Below are 14,984 nucleotides of genomic sequence, written 5' to 3'. Positions count from 1 at the left end.
CACTGCCTCGTCGACGGTCGACGACGGCTGTGGGATCAGGCTCCGCACGGTCGTCAGGAGGGCGTCAGCAGCGCGTCGTACTGACGCCACGATGACGTGCGGCTGCGACCCTGCGCGCGACGTCATCGTGGCGTCGCCGGGCTCCGGACGGGGCCCACGAACAGGAGGTTCCATCATGCGTACCCGAGCGTCGGTGGCGGCGGTACTGGCTGCCCTACTGCTCAGCGCCGGTCTGGTCGGCGGCGGCGCGGCGCACGCCGACCCGAACGCGAACCCGTGCGCCACCACCGACGGCGACCCGATCATGGGCACCGACGGGGACGACATCATCTACGGCGGTGGCGGACCCGACGAGATCTACGGGCTCGGTGGCGACGACACCATCTACGGCGGCGGTGGCGTCGACACGATCCACGGCGGCGGTGGTGACGACACCATCTTCGGTGAGGGTTGCGGGGACTTCATCGCCGGCGGCGCCGGCGGCGACCTGCTCGCCGGTCTCGACGGCAACGACGTCCTCTCCGGCGCCCACGGCGCCGACCTGCTGATCGGGGTGGCGGGCGACACCGTCACGGGTGGCACCGGCGGTGACAGCCTCGACGGTGGACCCGGGGTGGACACCTGCGCGGAGGACGACGAGCCCGACCCCGGCGCAATCTTCTACTCGTACGTGCAGACCGCCGCGGGCAACGAAAACCTCTACAGCTGCTGACCGGCCCGTCTGCGCAGCAGACCCGGGTCCGGGGGCGGTGCGTCGATCGCACGCATCGCCCCGGACCACCGGTCGAACGCCCGGCGGGCCTCCCCGTGCCGGCCGGCGCCGACCAGCGTCGCGACCAGCGCGCGGTGCGCCCACTCGTCGTAGGAGTCGGCGTCGAGCAGTCGGACCAGAGTGGTGGCGGCCCGGTCGGCGTGTCCGTCGCGCCGGTACAGGCGGGCGAGTTCACGCAGCGCCCGCAACCACACCGAGCGGGTCTGTTCCCGCAGCCCGTCGGCCCAGTCCTCGTACGGCTCGTCGGCGAAGGCGTCCCCCTGGTAGGCGGCGTCCACCTCGGCGAGCAGCTCGCGGGCCCGCGCCGGGTCACCGTCGCGGGCGAGGCGCTCGGCCCGTGGCACGTCGGTGAGGAGGCGCTCCGCATCGACGACCACCCGGGTCAGGTCGACGCGGACGCCGGTCAGGTCGGCGCGGACGTACCGGTCGACGGGCCACCGGCGGGGCGGGTCGAGCACGGCGCGCACGGCGGACAGCAGCACCGACAGGCGGTGCGCGGTGCGCCTCGGCTCGTCGTCGGGCCACAACAGCTCACGCAGTTCCGCTCGCCCGATGGCACGGCCACGCCGGGCGACGAGGATCTTCAGCAGCGTACGGGCCTGTCGGGACCGCCACGCCGGCAGCGGCACCTCCCGCCCACCGACGGTGACCTCGAAGCGCCCGAGCACCCGCACCTCGACGGCACCGCTCCCGCCGGAGGTCTCGGGCAACTGCCGCCCGTCGACCGTCTCGACCCCGAGCGCCACCAACCGGTCGGCGGCCACCTGCGCCGCCGACCGCTGTGCGCCGTCGGCACCCGGGACGCGGCCGAGCAGGACGACGGTCTGCTCGGCGGCAGGACCAGCGCCCGCCGCCTGCCAGATCTCCGCGGCCTCCAGCAACGCGACGCGGCTCGCGGCCGGCTCGGCGGCGACCGCGGCGGTGAGCTCCAACGCCTCGGCCAACGCGTCGGACTGCCGACCGGCCCGGGCCGCGCCGACCGCTTCGGCCGCCCGCCGCCGAGCCAACCCCAGATCACCCCCGGCGTACGCCACCCAGCCCGTCGCGACCAGCGCGGACGAGAGCAGGTACGCCGGCGCCAGACGGTGCGCCTCGTCGGCGGCGGCGCGGGCGGCCGTGAGGTCGGCGCCCACGCCCTCGCACCGCAGCCGAGCCAGGCCCACCAGCGCCGGAATGAGCACCTGAAGGTCTTCCACGTCGCGGGCCAGCTCCACCGCCTCGGCGAAGGCCGCCAACGCCTCCTCCCGCCGGCCGAGGCGGCGACTGACCTCGGCGATCCCGTAGACGCCGGCCGCTGCCCGGCGCAGCCCCAGCCGTTGCGAGACCGAGGTGGACCGGCTGAAGTGCAGCGTCGCCTCGTCGTAGCGCCCCAGCCGCAGCAGCGCCTCACCGGCGTTGTGCAGCGCGGTCACCAGCACACCCGGCGGGCCGGCGAGTTCCGCCGCGCGGACGGCCCGCACGGCGGTGGCCAGCGCCGACGGGTAACGGGCCTCCCGCAGCAGGCAGTGCGCCTGGTTGACCAGGACCCGCGCCTGCTGGACCAGGTCGCCCGCACGTTCCGCCGCCGCCAGGGCCTCGGCGAGGTGCCCGTCGCGGCGGGTGCCGGACGAGGTCAGTGCCGCCGCGATGTGCGCCGCCGCCAACGGGCCGTCCTCGTTGAGTTGCTGCGCCGCGGCGAGCGCCCTGGTCCCGGTGGCGGTGGCCTCCTCGACCTGGCCGAGCTGGGCGAGGGTGCTGGCGCGGCAGGCCAGCACCAGCACGTCGTCGGGGCCGGGTGGGGTGACTGTCGGGTGTGTACCGACCAGGTCGAGCACGGCCAGGGCGCCGGCGTAGTCGGCACGCAGGTACGGCACCATCGCCGCCCGCCAGAGCACCCGTGCCGGCCAGCGGCGGTCCCGGTCCGCCTGTGCCAGCAGCGGGGCGAAGACCCGTGCCGCCTGGGTGACCGAGCCGGACATTCGCAGCGCCTCGCCGTGGATCAGCCGGATGTCGGGGCTCTGTTCGGCCTGCGGTAACGCGGTGACCAGGTCGGTGACCTCCGGCGCCCCGCCGGCGGCGAGCATCTCCCCGCCGTGGCGAATGATCAGGTCGGCGCACCGGCCGGTGTCGCCCGCGTCGTGCAGGGCTCGGGCCGCCGCCAGCGGGTACGCGTTGGCGAGGTACCAGTCGGCGGCGGCGTTCAGCCGACGGCGTTCTGCGGCTTCGGGCCGGCCCGGTTGCTGCGCCAGCACCTCGGCGAGCACCGGGACCAGGTGCAACGTCGGCGGCGTGCGCCCGGGGTGCCGGCGGGGGTGGGCGACCAGCAGCCCGGTGCGGGTCGCCCAGCGCAACGCCTCTGCGGTGGCCTCGGCCGTGGCGTGAGCGTCGACGGCCGCGCACAGCGGCGCGCTGATCGGGTCGAGGTCGTGGACGCGACCGAGCAGCCGCGCCACCGGCGGGGGCAGGTCGGCGAGGATCTCGTCGCGGGCGAAGTGCCCGCCGGCGGTGCCCGGCTCGGTCAGGGCCGCGAGCAGCTCCCGCCGGCCGACGCCCTGCCGGCCGAGGGCGTCACCGGCGAGGTGCACCCACGCCGGCCAGCCTGCGGTCAGCTCGTACACCAGGTAGGCCAGGTCGCTGTCGGGCACTGCGTGCTCGTCGCGCAGGATTCGGGCGACCGCGTCCCGGCCGAGGGCGAGGGTTTCCGGCCCGCGCTCGACGACGGGTACGGCGCAGGCGTTCAGCGTCGCGGCCGCCAGCGGGTGCCGGGCCGCCAGCGTGACCGCAGGCTGACCGGGCAGCGCGGCCAACAGGCGAACCAGGGTCAGTTGGTCGTCCTGGGTGAGCGCGGACACCTCGTCCACCGCGACCCGTTCCGGGGGCTGCGTTTTCGCCGGTGGGCAGGTGGCGTGTGGGGCCGCCTCGATCAGGTCGGTCGCCCGGTGACAGGTTGTCGGGCCGTCTCCGCCGATGGTCTCCAGGGCGGTGGTCTTGCCGTAGCCGGCGGCGGCGACCAGCACCAACCACCGCTGTGGCCAGGTCTGCTGCGCGGTCGTCATCGGGTCGCCTCCGCTCGTCCGAGCACTGCGGAAGGTCACCCGGAGGGCCGGTGACCCACGCTAACCATCCGTCGGCCCGCAGACGGTCCCGTTGTCCTAGAACCGACCCGATGCGGCCGGACGGTCAGGACGGCTGCGGGGCGGCGGCCCGCACCCGGAACCGGTCGGTCAGGATCACGGCGACCGTCACCGCCAACGCCGCCGCGGCGCACACCGCGACCGGCGCCCCCAGCAGCACAGCGACCGGCATCAACGCCAGCAGGACCACCACCGCCGCGATCCGGCTGGTCGGCAGGGTCCGCCACAACAGCGCCTTGTAGGCGGCGTGCCCGGCCAGGAACAGCGCGGGCCCGCCGAGGGTGAGCAGCACGTCGACCGTGGTGGCCGGTGCGCCCGGCTCCCGCAGCAATCGCTCGTCGGCCGCCGACGTGACCACGACACCGGCGACGATCATCGGGTGCAGGAAGTTGAACGCGACCCGGCTCAACGCGCCGGTGCGCTCCCCGGCGTGGGCGATGACCTCCGTGGCGGCCGGGGCCGAGCGGGCGAAGTACACCCACCACAGCGCCACCGAACCGCCGAACGCCAGCAGGAACGCCCCGGACGTCACCAGGTCCACGTGCGACGTGAGGGTGCTGCCGGTGACCAGGATCGACTCCCCCAACGCGATCAGGACGAACGCCGCGCACCGTTCGGCCAGGTGCCCACCCTCCACCATCCACCGCTCGGGTCGGCTGCGTCCCCGTCGCGGCAGCGGATAGCCGATCGAGAGGCCGACCACCTCGATCACGATCACCGCCGCCCACACCGCGTCCCGGGCGGTCCCGCCGACCAGGCCACCGAGGACCACGAGCGCCGACGTCCCGGTGATCCACGGCAGCGACTGCTGAAAACCGGCCACCAACCACGGACTGCCCTGCACCGCCCACAACGCGAACAGGGTGCGGCCGACCTGCACGATCACGTAGACCAGCGCGAAGAGCAGGCCGGTCGAGCCGAACGCCTCCGGGATCGCCGCCGACAACAGCAGGCTGCCCAGCCCCACCCCGATCAGCATCGTCCGCACCGGTCCCTGGTCCGGTTGCAGCCAGTTGGTCAGCCAGGTGGTGTAGACCCAGACGAGCCACACCAGCGCCAGCAACAGGCCGGTACGGGCGGCGCCGTGCCAGTCCAGGTGCGCGAGCAGGTAGTGCGACAACTGGGTGATGGTGAAGATGAAGACCAGGTCGAAAAAGAGCTCCGTGGAGGTGGTCGGCTGCACCCCCTCACGCGGTCGCAGCAGCTGTGGGCGTACCGGGGCGGCGACCGAGGGCTCAGAAGGGGTCACCGCACACCCGCCAGTTTCCGTCCTCGCGGACCACTGGCAGGCGACGTTCTTCGCTGAGCCCGCCATCGCGGGTCACTTTCACGGTCACCGTGCCGTGCGGTCGGCCGCTGCGGGTGGCGACCGACACGTCGGTGATCTCGTAGTCGGTGACCATCGGTGGTGTCCGCACCCAACTGGTGAAGCCGATCGCGCTCCACCGGCTGCGCGCGTCCTCGCAGAGCCGCTCGTACGCCCGGTCGCTGTCGCCGAGGGTCACCTCGCTGAGGAAACCGTCGGCGGTCTCCCGGATCGGGCCGGCGGCCTGCCGGACGGTCTGTAGGTTCCAGGCGCCCAACCCGGCCACCCCCACGCAGCACAGCGCCACACCGAACCCGGCGAACGCCAACCCGGTACGCATCGGGCGGTGACGCCGGGCCGGTCGGCTCCACGACTGGCCCGCACCCACGACTACCGACCGTAGAGAACCCGCTCGCACCGACGGGCGACAAGTCGGAAACTGGGTGCGCCCGATGGGCGGGTGTGCCCTGTTCGCGGCGGCCTCGCATCGTCTACCGTCGGCGCACACCCCCCGAGCAGTGCCAGGAGTCGATCGATGAGCCGCTTCGTGCAGCCGGTACCACCCCCCGTCGACCCGTACGCCGGCGATGGCCTGCTGCGGTCCTGGCTGGAGCGTCACCTCGGCCCGGATGGGCACGCCGCCGCCAAGGGTCGTCTCGCGGACCTGGCCGCCGACGTCACCGGGCCGCTGCGCGCGGCGCACACCGACGCGGAAGCACATCCGCCGACGCTGGTCCGTTACGACCCGTGGGGCGCGCGGATCGACCGTATCGACACCTCCGCCGGCTGGCAGGCGCAGCGCGCCGCCGCCGCCCGACACGCCGTGGTCGCGCTGCCCTACCTGCCGGACGCCCGGGGCACCTGGGGTGCCGCCGCACGGGTGGTGCAGCACGCCCTGCTGCACCTGTACGGGCCGGAGTCGGCGACGTTCTCCTGCCCGGTGGCGATGGCCGACGGGGCGGCGGCGCTGCTCAGCATGCCCGACGTCGACGCGACGGTCCGCGACGCGTGGCTGCCCCGGCTGATCTCCACGGACCCGGCCACGGCGATCACCAGCGGGCAGTGGATGACCGAGTCACAGGGCGGCTCCGACCTGGGCCGCTCCAGCACGCTCGGCCGACCCGCGGCGGACGGTTCGTGGCGGCTGACCGGGGAGAAGTGGTTCTGCTCCGCCGCCGACGCGGCGATGGCGGTGGCGCTGGCCCGACCGGAGGGCGCCGGGCGGGGCAGCCGGGTGCTCGCCCCCTTTCTCGTGCCCCGGTATGCGGTCGACTCACCGCTGGCCGACGGCGCGACGCCGGGCGCACCCGCGCCGGGTGTCACCGTGCACCGCCTCAAGGACAAGCTCGGCACCCGGGCGTTGCCCACCGCCGAGATCGGCCTGCGCGACGCGTACGCCCTTCCGCTGGGTGACCCGGCGGTGCCCGGCCTGGTCCGGGCGATGACCCTGGTCGTGGTGACCCGGGTGCACAACGCCGCGGCGGCGGCCGGCGGGATGCGGCGGGGTCTCGCCTACGCCCGTGCGTACGCCGAGGTGCGGCACGTCGCCGGCGGCCCCCTGGTGTCCTCGCCCCTGCACCGGGCGACCCTGGGCACCCTCGCGGTCGACGCGGCGGGCGCGTTCGCCCTCGCTGGGCACGCCTTCGCCCTGCTCGGGCGGGTGGAGGTCGGCGCCGACCCGGAGGCCGCGGCGGAGCTGCGCATTGTGGCGCCGTTGGCGAAGCTGGCCACCGGCCGGCTCGCCGTCAGCTCCGCCAGCGAGTACGTGGAGAGCTTCGGCGGGGCCGGCTACGTAGAGGACACCGGCGTGCCCCGGCTGCTGCGCGACGCCCAGGTGCTGCCGATCTGGGAGGGCACCACCAACGTGCTGGCCCTGGACGTGCTGCGCGCGCTGACCCGCGAGGACGCCGGTGCGCCGCTGCTGAGCCGGCTGGCCGCCGCCGTCGACCTGGCTCGGCCGCTGTCGCCGGTGCTGGCCGACACCCTGGCCACCGCCGCCGCGCAGTTGGAGCAGACCATCGCCGCGGTGACCGCCGACCCGGGTGCGTCGGGGGTGCTCGCGGGCGCCCGCGGTCTGGCGTTGCGCCTGGCGTACGCGCTGACCACCGCGTTGCTCGTCGAGCACGCCGGGTGGGGGGACGAGCAGTCGGAGTTGGCCGCCCGGCTGTGGGCGCGCCGTTGGCTGCGGCACGAGGAGATCGCCGAGGACGCCCACCACCACCTCGACCTGCTCTGCTGACCGGCCGGCGCGAGCGGACGGATGGCGCCCATGTCGGTGTTGATCGAGCTGGGTGACGACCGGGGCGCACCCCTGGACGAGCGCCGGGCACCCCCGCCGGTGTCCCGCCGTTGGCGGGTGGCGGTGCTGGTGGCGGCCTGTGTCCTGCTCGGCGGGGCCGCCCCGGTCGCGCGCCTGACGCCCCAGGTCGGGCCGGCGGTGCCTGCCCGGGCGACAGTGCTCGGCGCAGGGCCGCTGCTGCTGGTCGTCGACCCCGACCCGAACCCGCCGACGCTGAGCGCCTACGACTCGGCCGCGCCGGACGGCCCGCCGCGGTGGCGGGTCACCGTGCCGCCCGCCGCCGGGTGGACCGCCGAGGTCGTCGGTGATCTGCTGCTGCTGGTCGAACGCGACCAGGCGCGCGGGGCGCGGGTGACCACCGCGCGGTCGATGCGTACCGGCCAGCCGGTGTGGCGGCGACCCGAGCGGGTGTACGCGGCCGGGGACGAGGCGGTGGCGGTGAGCGAGGTGCGCAGCGCCTCCGAACCGGGACGGCGGGTCGAGGGCACGGTGCACGGCGTCGACCCGGCCACCGGCGCGACCCGGTGGTCGGTCCCGCTGCCCTCCACGGCGGTGCTGCGGGCGCTGCCCGGCCGGCCCGGGCGGGTGCTGCTGGTGCAGGACGACGGGCTGGCCCGGCTGCTCGACGCCCGCGACGGCACCGAACGTGGGCGGGGTCAGCTTCCGCCAGCCGACTACGGCCCGGACAACCCCCAGGTCGTCGGCGCGCACCTGGTGCTGCGCCACCCGGGCGGCGGCGCGGTGGCGCTGACCGGGTACGACCTACCCGGGCTGGCACCGCGCTGGCGGGCGCCGGTGCAGCCGGGTGAGCTGACGCTGCGGCCCTGCCAGGGCCTGATCTGCGGGCAGGACGAGCAGGGCCGCTGGGCGATCGACGCGGGCACCGGGGCACGGGTGTGGACGTGGCCGGCCGGGGCGCGCTGGCGCACGGTGGCGGGCCCACGGGTCGCCGCGGAACCCCTGGTGGTGCTGGGGATGGCAGCGGATGGCAGGCGTTCCCTGCTCGCCACGGTGGGACGCGACGGTCATCGGGTGTCCGCGGTGCTGCCGGCGGGTCTGACCGACTGCCGGCGGGTCGGTGCCGGGTTGGTCTGCCGCGACGGCACGGCCCGCGTGACGCTCTGGCCCCTCGACGCCCGCTGACCCCGGGTCAGCGCAGGGGGCCGCGGGCAACGGCTGCGCGCATCGTCGCCGGGTCGCCGGCCGGGACGAACTCCAGCCACCAGGTGGCGCCGGCGGCGGCCAGCTCACCGAGGTAGGCCCGTTCAGTGCGCTCGTCAGGACGGCGCCGCCGGCCGCCGACCGCCACGTCGAACGGCTGACCGTCGGCGCGCGTTGATGGCAGGGCCTTCACCAGGTCGTGTACCTCGTCGGGGGTGAAGTCGGACCACCCGTCGGTGTCGGTGAGCTTGTACGGCACGATGCCGTCGGCGCGGGCGGCCCGGCGGCGCACCGCCCCGGCCTGGGTACTCCCGCCGACCCAGACCGGCACCCGCGGTGACTGCACCGGCGCAGGCCGCAGCGACACCCCGTCGGCGCGGTAGTGGGTGCCCTGATGGCTGACCCGCCCACCGCTGAGCAGCCCAGTCAGCAGGTCGAGACCCTCGTCGAGCATCGCGGCCCGCACAGACACCTCGGTCTGCTCGCCGAAGGCGGCCAGGCCCCGATCGCCGGGGTCGCCGACACCGACCGCCACGGTGGCCCGGCCCGCGCTGAGGTGGTCGAGGGTGAGGACCTCCCGCGCCAACTTCGCCGGGCGACGCCGGGGCAGCGCGGTGACCGTGGTGCCCAGTCGCACCCGGTCGGTGCGCCCGGCGATCGCGGCGAGGACCAGCCATGGGTCGTAGGTGAACGGCTCGTCGCCGGAATAGTGGATCAGATAGTCCTCCACGAACACGCCGTCCCAGTCGGCGCGTTCGGCCAGCTCACCCAGCTCGAGCAGGGTGGACACCGCGACCGAGGCCCCGCCGCAGGAAATCTCCAGACCGTGTCTCATCCGCCGACCGTAGGGCGGGGGCCCGACACTAGGCCGCAGCGAGTGTCGCGGGGCCGGAGTTGTCGGGCCTCGGCGGCATACTGCCGGCGTGACAGCTTCTGCCGACCTCGCGATGGTCAACCTCGACAGTTCCGATCCCGCCGGCCACGCCGCGTTCTACCACGAGGCGCTCGGCTGGGAGGTCACCCACAGTCAACCGGAGTACGCGATGATCAGCTCCGGTGGCGTCTCCATCGGCTTCGGGCTGGTCGAGGGCTACCGACCGCCTAGCTGGCCGGATCAGAGCGGTGACAAGCGCTACCACCTGGATCTCTACGTCGACGACCTGGCGGTGGCGGAGGAGAAGTTCGTCGCCGCGGGCGCGTCGAAGCCGGCCTTCCAGCCCGGTGGTGATCGGTGGGTAGTGCTTCTCGACCCGATCGGGCAGCCGTTCTGCATCTGCCCCCGCCCACAGAGCTGAGACGGCCCGGCGCAACGACAGAAGGAGTCAGCATGGCCATCACTCTCGTCAATCCGGACGGGTTACCGAAGCCGGACGTCTACCGTCAGTTGTCGATCGCAACCGGGTCCAAGCTGGTCTTCCTCGCCGGTCAGGTGGCCCGCGACGTCGAAGGGCGCAAAGTCGGCGAGGGAGACCTCGCCGCCCAGGTCGAGCAGTGCTATCTCAACATTGGCACCGCCCTGGCCGAAATCGGAGGGTCCTTCGGCGACGTGGCGAAACTGACCATCTACGTCGTTGACTGGTCGCCCGACAAGATGCCCCTGTTGGGCGAAGGCGTCGCTCGGGCGGGTGCGAAGCTGGGAGTTGACCTGGTCAAGCCCATCACGCTGCTGGGTGTCAGTGCTCTGGGCGAGCCTGATCTCCTCGTCGAGGTCGAAGCTACTGCGGTTCTCGACTGATCAACAACCCGACGTCGGGCGTGTAGCACTCAGCCGCGACGCCGCGACCGGGCCGCCCACACCGCGTAGGCCGGGTCGCGGTCGAGGTTGTGCCGGTCCCGGTCGTAGCGGCGGGTGGTGCGCGGGTCGGCGTGCCCCATGGCGTCCTGCACGTCCTCCAACGGCACACCCTCCGAGCGGGCCGTGGTGGCGAAGGCGTGCCGCAGCGAGTGCGGGGACAGCTTCGCCCAGGCCGGGATGCCGGCGGCGCGGGCGAGCCGACGGACCATCCGGAACACCGAGTGCCGGTCCAGCCGGGCACCGCTGGCGGTGACCAGCAGCGGGCCGGTCAGCTGCGGCACCGGCACGCCGGTGGCGGCAGCCCGCTGGGCCAGGTAGGCGTCCACGGCGTGCCCGGTGCCGGGGGTCAGGGCGCGGCGGCGCTGCTTGCCGCCCTTGCCGACGAAGCGCACGCTGCGGTGGCCGCGTTCGGTGCCGAGGTCGGTCAGGTCCAGCGAGATCAGCTCCCCGACCCGCAAGCCCAGGTCGGCGAGGAGCGCGAGCGCGGCCCGGTTGCGCACGGCGGTCGCGCCGGTGTCCGCGTCGGCGGCACTGAGCAGGGCGTCCACCTCCTCGGGGGTGAGCCCGACGGTGGCGGAGTGGTCCCGGTCGACGCGGGGGCGGTCGGCGCCGGAGACCGGGTTGGCCGGCACAGCACTCAGTTTGACCAGGAAGTCGTACCAACTGGACAGCGCCGAGAGTCGGCGGGCGACGGTCGCCGGGGTCAGTGGGCGACCGCTGCGCGCGCCCACGCTGCTCTCCAGGGCGCGGGCGTACTCGTTGACGTGCAGGAACGTGGCGCGCAGCGGGTCCAGGTCGCGGCCGGCGCACCAGCGGAGCCAGCCGGTGACGTCGCGTCGGTAGGCGTCACGGGTGTGCTCGGACAGCCGCCGGTTGCGCAGCCACGCCTCGGTGACCTCGACCGGCCCGTTCGGCAGCGCCGGTGGCGCGGGTGGGCGGGCGAGCACCGGAGCGTCGGAGAACACCATGTGAAAAAGGCTCTCAGCCTCGGGTGGGATCGGCGTGCAGGCGCGCCGGTCCCACCCGTTGCCGTGGCGGATCAGGCGTTGATCTCTCGGCGGCTGGCGCCGTTGGCCTGGATGGTCACCCGGCGGGGCTTGGCGCGCTCGGCGACCGGGATGCGCAGCGTCAGCACCCCGTTCTCGTAGCCGGCCTCCAGCTTGTCGGTGTCGAGCGTGTCGCCGAGGAACAGTTGCCGGGTGAAGGTGCCCATCGGGCGTTCGGCGGCGACCAGTTCGACGTTGTCACCGGAGGGCCGGCGGCGCTCGGCGCGGACGGTGAGCACGTTGCGCTCGACGGTGCAGTCGATGGTGTCCGGATCGACGCCGGGCAGGTCGAATGCCGCGTAGAAGTGGTCGCCGTCGCGGTAGGCGTCAAGGTGCATCGTCGCGGGGCGGGCCGCCGTACCGAAGAACTGCTCGGCGAGCCGGTCGATCTCGCGGAACGGGTCGGTACGCATCAACATCGTCATGCCTCCTCGGTTCTCCTGGCCGAAGGTAATGAGTTGAGCCGGGGTGACTCAACTTCCTCTTCTTATTTAGCGCGTCCGCGCGCCGACGTCAACTGCTCAGGACAACCGCTTCTCGAACCAGTGATCGGCGTAGGGGCCCCGCGAGTACGCCGGGATCTCGGCGTAGCCGTGCCGGGCGTACAGGGCGCGGGCCTCGACCAGGTCGTGCCGGGTGTCGAGCCGTATCGCGTCCGCTCCGGCCGCCCGTGCGTGCTGCTCGACCGCGGTCAGCAGCGCAGCACCCCCACCGGCACCGCGATGCGCGGGGCGGACGAACACCCGGGTCAGCTCTGCCCAGCCCGGCTGCCAGCGCAGCCCGGCGCAGCCGGCCAGGTCGCGGCCGTGGTGGGCGATCAGGAGCAGTCCGCTCGGTTCGGTCAGGTCGTCGCTGGGCATCTCGGCCAGGGCCGCGTCGACCTCACCGGGCAGGGCGGGGCGGCGGTGGTAGCGCACCACCATCTCGCTCATGTACTCGCGCAGCAGCACCACCGCGTCGGGGTGGTCGGGCCGGCTGGCGCTGGTCGTCCAGGTGGGCCGGGCGGTCATGGTCACCTGTTGATCATCACCGCCCGGTCAACGGCTTTATCCGGTAGCCCGGCCTCGCGCGCCCGGTGTCGGTGACTCGCCGAGGCGCAGCAGCGGCCAGTCGGCCAGGTCCCGCAACAACTGCCGGTCGTGGGTGGCGACGACGACCGCGGCGTTCGTGGCGCGGATCGCGGCGGTCAGCTCGTCGGCCAGGGTCGACGACAGGTGGTTGGTCGGCTCGTCGAGCAGGATCAGCGTGGGCCGCCCGGCCAGCACCAGCGCCAGGTCGAGGCGGCGCTGCTGCCCCTGCGACATCCGCCCGACCGGCGTACGCGTCGCGGCGGAGTCCAGCAGCCCGAGCGACCCGAGCGACACGGCCTCGGCGGCGGGCAGCACCCCACCCGACACCAGACGTCCCACCTGGCGGGCGTACACCTCGTCGGCGGTGAGCTCGGGGGCCTGCCCGGCGGTCTCCTGGGTGAGCCGGGCGACCCGGGCCTCCCTCGCCGTCCAGGCGTACCCGTCGGTCGGTTCGAGCACTCCGGCCAGCACGGCGAGCAGGGTGGACTTCCCGGCGCCGTTGGGTCCGGTGACGAGCAGCCGGTCACCCCCGTCGACGGTGAGGTTGATCGGGCCGGCGAGCCGCCCGTCGACGGCGACGCCCTGCGCGCGTACCTGCGGCGCGCCCGGCCGTACGCCAAGGTCCGGCAGCCGCAGCGTCGGCGGTGGTTTCGGTACGTCGATCCGGTGTGCCAGGAGCGCGTCCTGCTGCCGGTTCAGAGCCTGCACGACGCCCGGCGCGCGGGACTGGCGTTGGTGCTTACCGGTCCCCTTGTCCGGCCGCCAGCCGGTGGAGAGCCGGTCGCGGGCCTTCGACACCGCGTCCTGTAGCCGTCGACGCTCGTCCTGCTGCTGCTCGTACTCCTGCTCCCAGTGCTCCCGCTCGCGACGCCGCGCGTCCTGCCAGGCGTCATAGCCCCCGGCGTAGAGCCGCGGCTTTGCGTCGTGGGTCGGGTCGAGGTCGAGGAACCGGTCCGCGACGTCGCGCAGCAGCGCCCGGTCGTGGCTGACGACCGCGAGACCGCCGTCGTGCTCGCGCAGCCGACGGGTCAGGAAGTCCAGGCCGTCGGCGTCGAGGTGGTTCGTCGGCTCGTCGAGCAGCAGCACGTCGTGCCGCGCGCCGAGCAGGCACGCCAGCCGAACCCGGTAGCGCTGCCCCACCGACAACGTCGCCAGGGGACGGTCGCGGTCGGTGCAGGCGTCAAGGGCCTCCAGTGCCACGTTGACGCGGCGTTCGGCATCCCACGCGTCGAGCCGGGTGGCCGCGTCGAGCGCGGCGGCGTAGCGGTCCTCGGCGCTCTGATCGCCCGCGGCCAGAGCGAGGGTTGCCTCGTCCAGCGCGGCGAGGGCGGTGAGCGACGCGGCCAGCGCCTCGGACGTGAGGGTGCCGACCGTCTCGCCGTCGCGGGCGGAGAGCTCCTGACGGGCCAGGCCGATCGTGCCGGCCCGCTGCACCGTGCCGTCGTCCGGCGTGATCAGCCCGGCGAGGACGTGCAGCAGCGTCGTCTTGCCACGGCCGTTCTCGCCGACGACCGCCACCCGCGACCGGGCGGAGACGGTGACCGAGACATCGTTCAGAACGCGGCGGGACCCGCGGGTCACGCTGACGTTGGTGGCGCGCAGGTGCGCGCTGTCGCCAGCCTCGACGGACCGGGACATGGTTTCGGGGTTCGGGGTGAGGTTCAACGGTGCTCCGCAGCTCGCGATGGAGCCGGGCAGCAGCCAACGGCCGCCCGGCGGGAACCGGGACGGCGAGCGCGAATTCAGCAGAGGAAGGGCGCCGCCGTCAGCGGGCGGAGCGGACCTTCTGCGACCAGATACCTCGTGCCATGACGGCGATGCTAACAGCCATGACGCGCCACCTTGCGAGAGTTGTCGACGATCACAGCCGCTGGTAGATGCCGTGCTCGCGGGTGAGCAACCGCTCGTCGATCAGGTATCGGCGCAGCGTCGCGTGATCCGAGCCTCCCGCGGCGCACCACGGCTTGAGCGCGTCGTCGACGGCGCGCTCCGGATAGCGGGTGCCCGGCTCGAACGACTGCTCGGCGATGTGGGCGAGCAGGACCCGCCGCCGGCTCGGCTGCGCCGGCAGGCTCACCAGGACGCCCGCGCGCAGGAAGGTCCGTAGCACCGGGTCGACGCCGGGTTCGGCGTCGTCGGCTGGGCGGCTGTCGCGCGCGGTGGCCCGCAGCGACGCCTCGTCGGCCGCGAGCGCGCCGTCCGCGCCGGTGACGAGGCCCGCGTCGGTGAGCCGGCGGACCCCGGTGAGCACCACCCGCGCCGACAGGCCGGTCCGCTCGGCGACCTCGGTCGCGCTGGTCGCACCCAGCACGATCGCCGCGAAGATCCGTCGCCGTCCGTCGTCGGCCAGGGCCCCGGCCAGCGCATGCGCAGTCACGCCGGTCACCCTTCCATCAGCGGTACGCCGACCGCCAGGCGATTT

General features: G+C 74.2%; 14 protein-coding genes. 5 read left to right on the top strand and 9 right to left on the bottom strand.

Translation table 11 applies throughout. The annotated features are described in order from the left end of the window. Positions 1-175 precede the first annotated feature (175 nt). Positions 176-712 (top strand): calcium-binding protein, encoded by a 537-nt coding sequence (locus AC5L30_RS03140; protein WP_494865188.1) that lies wholly within the window; start codon positions 176-178, stop codon positions 710-712. Here AC5L30_RS03140 and AC5L30_RS03135 read toward each other — a convergent pair. From AC5L30_RS03135 to AC5L30_RS03125, 3 genes are all read right to left on the bottom strand, one after another. Beyond that, positions 700-3,807, bottom strand: a complete 3,108-nt coding sequence (locus AC5L30_RS03135) for an AfsR/SARP family transcriptional regulator (protein ID WP_494865186.1) — start codon at positions 3,805-3,807, stop codon at positions 700-702. The genes AC5L30_RS03140 and AC5L30_RS03135 overlap by 13 nt on opposite strands. Positions 3,808-3,931: 124 nt before the next feature. Next, a complete protein-coding gene (locus tag AC5L30_RS03130; RefSeq protein ID WP_494865185.1) occupies positions 3,932-5,134 on the bottom strand; it encodes a low temperature requirement protein A in 1,203 nt (400 codons plus the stop codon). After that, positions 5,121-5,579: an Rv0361 family membrane protein gene (locus AC5L30_RS03125; protein WP_494865183.1), complete on the bottom strand. Its 459-nt coding sequence runs from the start codon at positions 5,577-5,579 to the stop codon at positions 5,121-5,123. Before AC5L30_RS03125 ends, AC5L30_RS03130 begins: the two co-directional genes overlap by 14 nt. A gap of 147 nt (positions 5,580-5,726) precedes the next feature. Here AC5L30_RS03125 and AC5L30_RS03120 point away from each other — a divergent pair, with 147 nt between their 5' ends. Both AC5L30_RS03120 and AC5L30_RS03115 read left to right on the top strand, forming a co-directional pair. Then, the gene (locus AC5L30_RS03120) at positions 5,727-7,430 is read left to right on the top strand and encodes an acyl-CoA dehydrogenase family protein (protein ID WP_494865181.1); all 1,704 of its coding nucleotides are present in this window, start codon (positions 5,727-5,729) and stop codon (positions 7,428-7,430) included. A 30-nt stretch (positions 7,431-7,460) separates the two neighbouring features. Further along, the gene (locus AC5L30_RS03115; protein ID WP_494865179.1) at positions 7,461-8,633 is read left to right on the top strand and encodes an outer membrane protein assembly factor BamB family protein; all 1,173 of its coding nucleotides are present in this window, start codon (positions 7,461-7,463) and stop codon (positions 8,631-8,633) included. Between the two features lie 7 nt (positions 8,634-8,640). On the opposite strand, the gene AC5L30_RS03110 is transcribed toward AC5L30_RS03115, so the two are convergent. Continuing rightward, positions 8,641-9,486 carry an LLM class flavin-dependent oxidoreductase gene (locus AC5L30_RS03110; protein ID WP_494865178.1) on the bottom strand — a complete coding sequence of 282 codons (846 nt, stop codon included), beginning with the start codon at positions 9,484-9,486 and terminating at the stop codon, positions 8,641-8,643. 88 nt (positions 9,487-9,574) lie between these two features. Here AC5L30_RS03110 and AC5L30_RS03105 point away from each other — a divergent pair, with 88 nt between their 5' ends. Continuing rightward, positions 9,575-9,946 carry a VOC family protein gene (locus tag AC5L30_RS03105; RefSeq protein ID WP_494865176.1) on the top strand — a complete coding sequence of 124 codons (372 nt, stop codon included), beginning with the start codon at positions 9,575-9,577 and terminating at the stop codon, positions 9,944-9,946. A gap of 32 nt (positions 9,947-9,978) precedes the next feature. Beyond that, a complete protein-coding gene (locus tag AC5L30_RS03100) occupies positions 9,979-10,386 on the top strand; it encodes a RidA family protein (RefSeq protein ID WP_350863823.1) in 408 nt (135 codons plus the stop codon). Positions 10,387-10,415: 29 nt separating this feature from the next. Here AC5L30_RS03100 and AC5L30_RS03095 read toward each other — a convergent pair whose 3' ends face one another. The 5 genes from AC5L30_RS03095 to AC5L30_RS03075 all read right to left on the bottom strand — a co-directional run bounded on the left by AC5L30_RS03095 (position 10,416) and on the right by AC5L30_RS03075 (position 14,939). Continuing rightward, positions 10,416-11,414: a tyrosine-type recombinase/integrase gene (locus AC5L30_RS03095; protein ID WP_494865174.1), complete on the bottom strand. Its 999-nt coding sequence runs from the start codon at positions 11,412-11,414 to the stop codon at positions 10,416-10,418. A gap of 71 nt (positions 11,415-11,485) precedes the next feature. Further along, entirely contained in the window at positions 11,486-11,911 is a 426-nt protein-coding gene (locus tag AC5L30_RS03090) for an Hsp20/alpha crystallin family protein (RefSeq protein WP_494865321.1), read from the bottom strand. 102 nt (positions 11,912-12,013) lie between these two features. Then, the gene (locus tag AC5L30_RS03085; protein WP_494865319.1) at positions 12,014-12,502 is read right to left on the bottom strand and encodes a GNAT family N-acetyltransferase; all 489 of its coding nucleotides are present in this window, start codon (positions 12,500-12,502) and stop codon (positions 12,014-12,016) included. A 36-nt stretch (positions 12,503-12,538) separates the two neighbouring features. After that, the gene (locus AC5L30_RS03080; protein WP_494865173.1) at positions 12,539-14,227 is read right to left on the bottom strand and encodes an ABC-F family ATP-binding cassette domain-containing protein; all 1,689 of its coding nucleotides are present in this window, start codon (positions 14,225-14,227) and stop codon (positions 12,539-12,541) included. 196 nt (positions 14,228-14,423) lie between these two features. After that, the gene (locus AC5L30_RS03075) at positions 14,424-14,939 is read right to left on the bottom strand and encodes a DUF2087 domain-containing protein (RefSeq protein ID WP_494865172.1); all 516 of its coding nucleotides are present in this window, start codon (positions 14,937-14,939) and stop codon (positions 14,424-14,426) included. Positions 14,940-14,984 lie beyond the last annotated feature (45 nt).

Source organism: Micromonospora sp. BQ32 (genome assembly GCF_059358895.1).
Note: the sequence above shows the minus strand (reverse complement) of the source record. Positions and strands in the feature narration are given on the sequence as shown.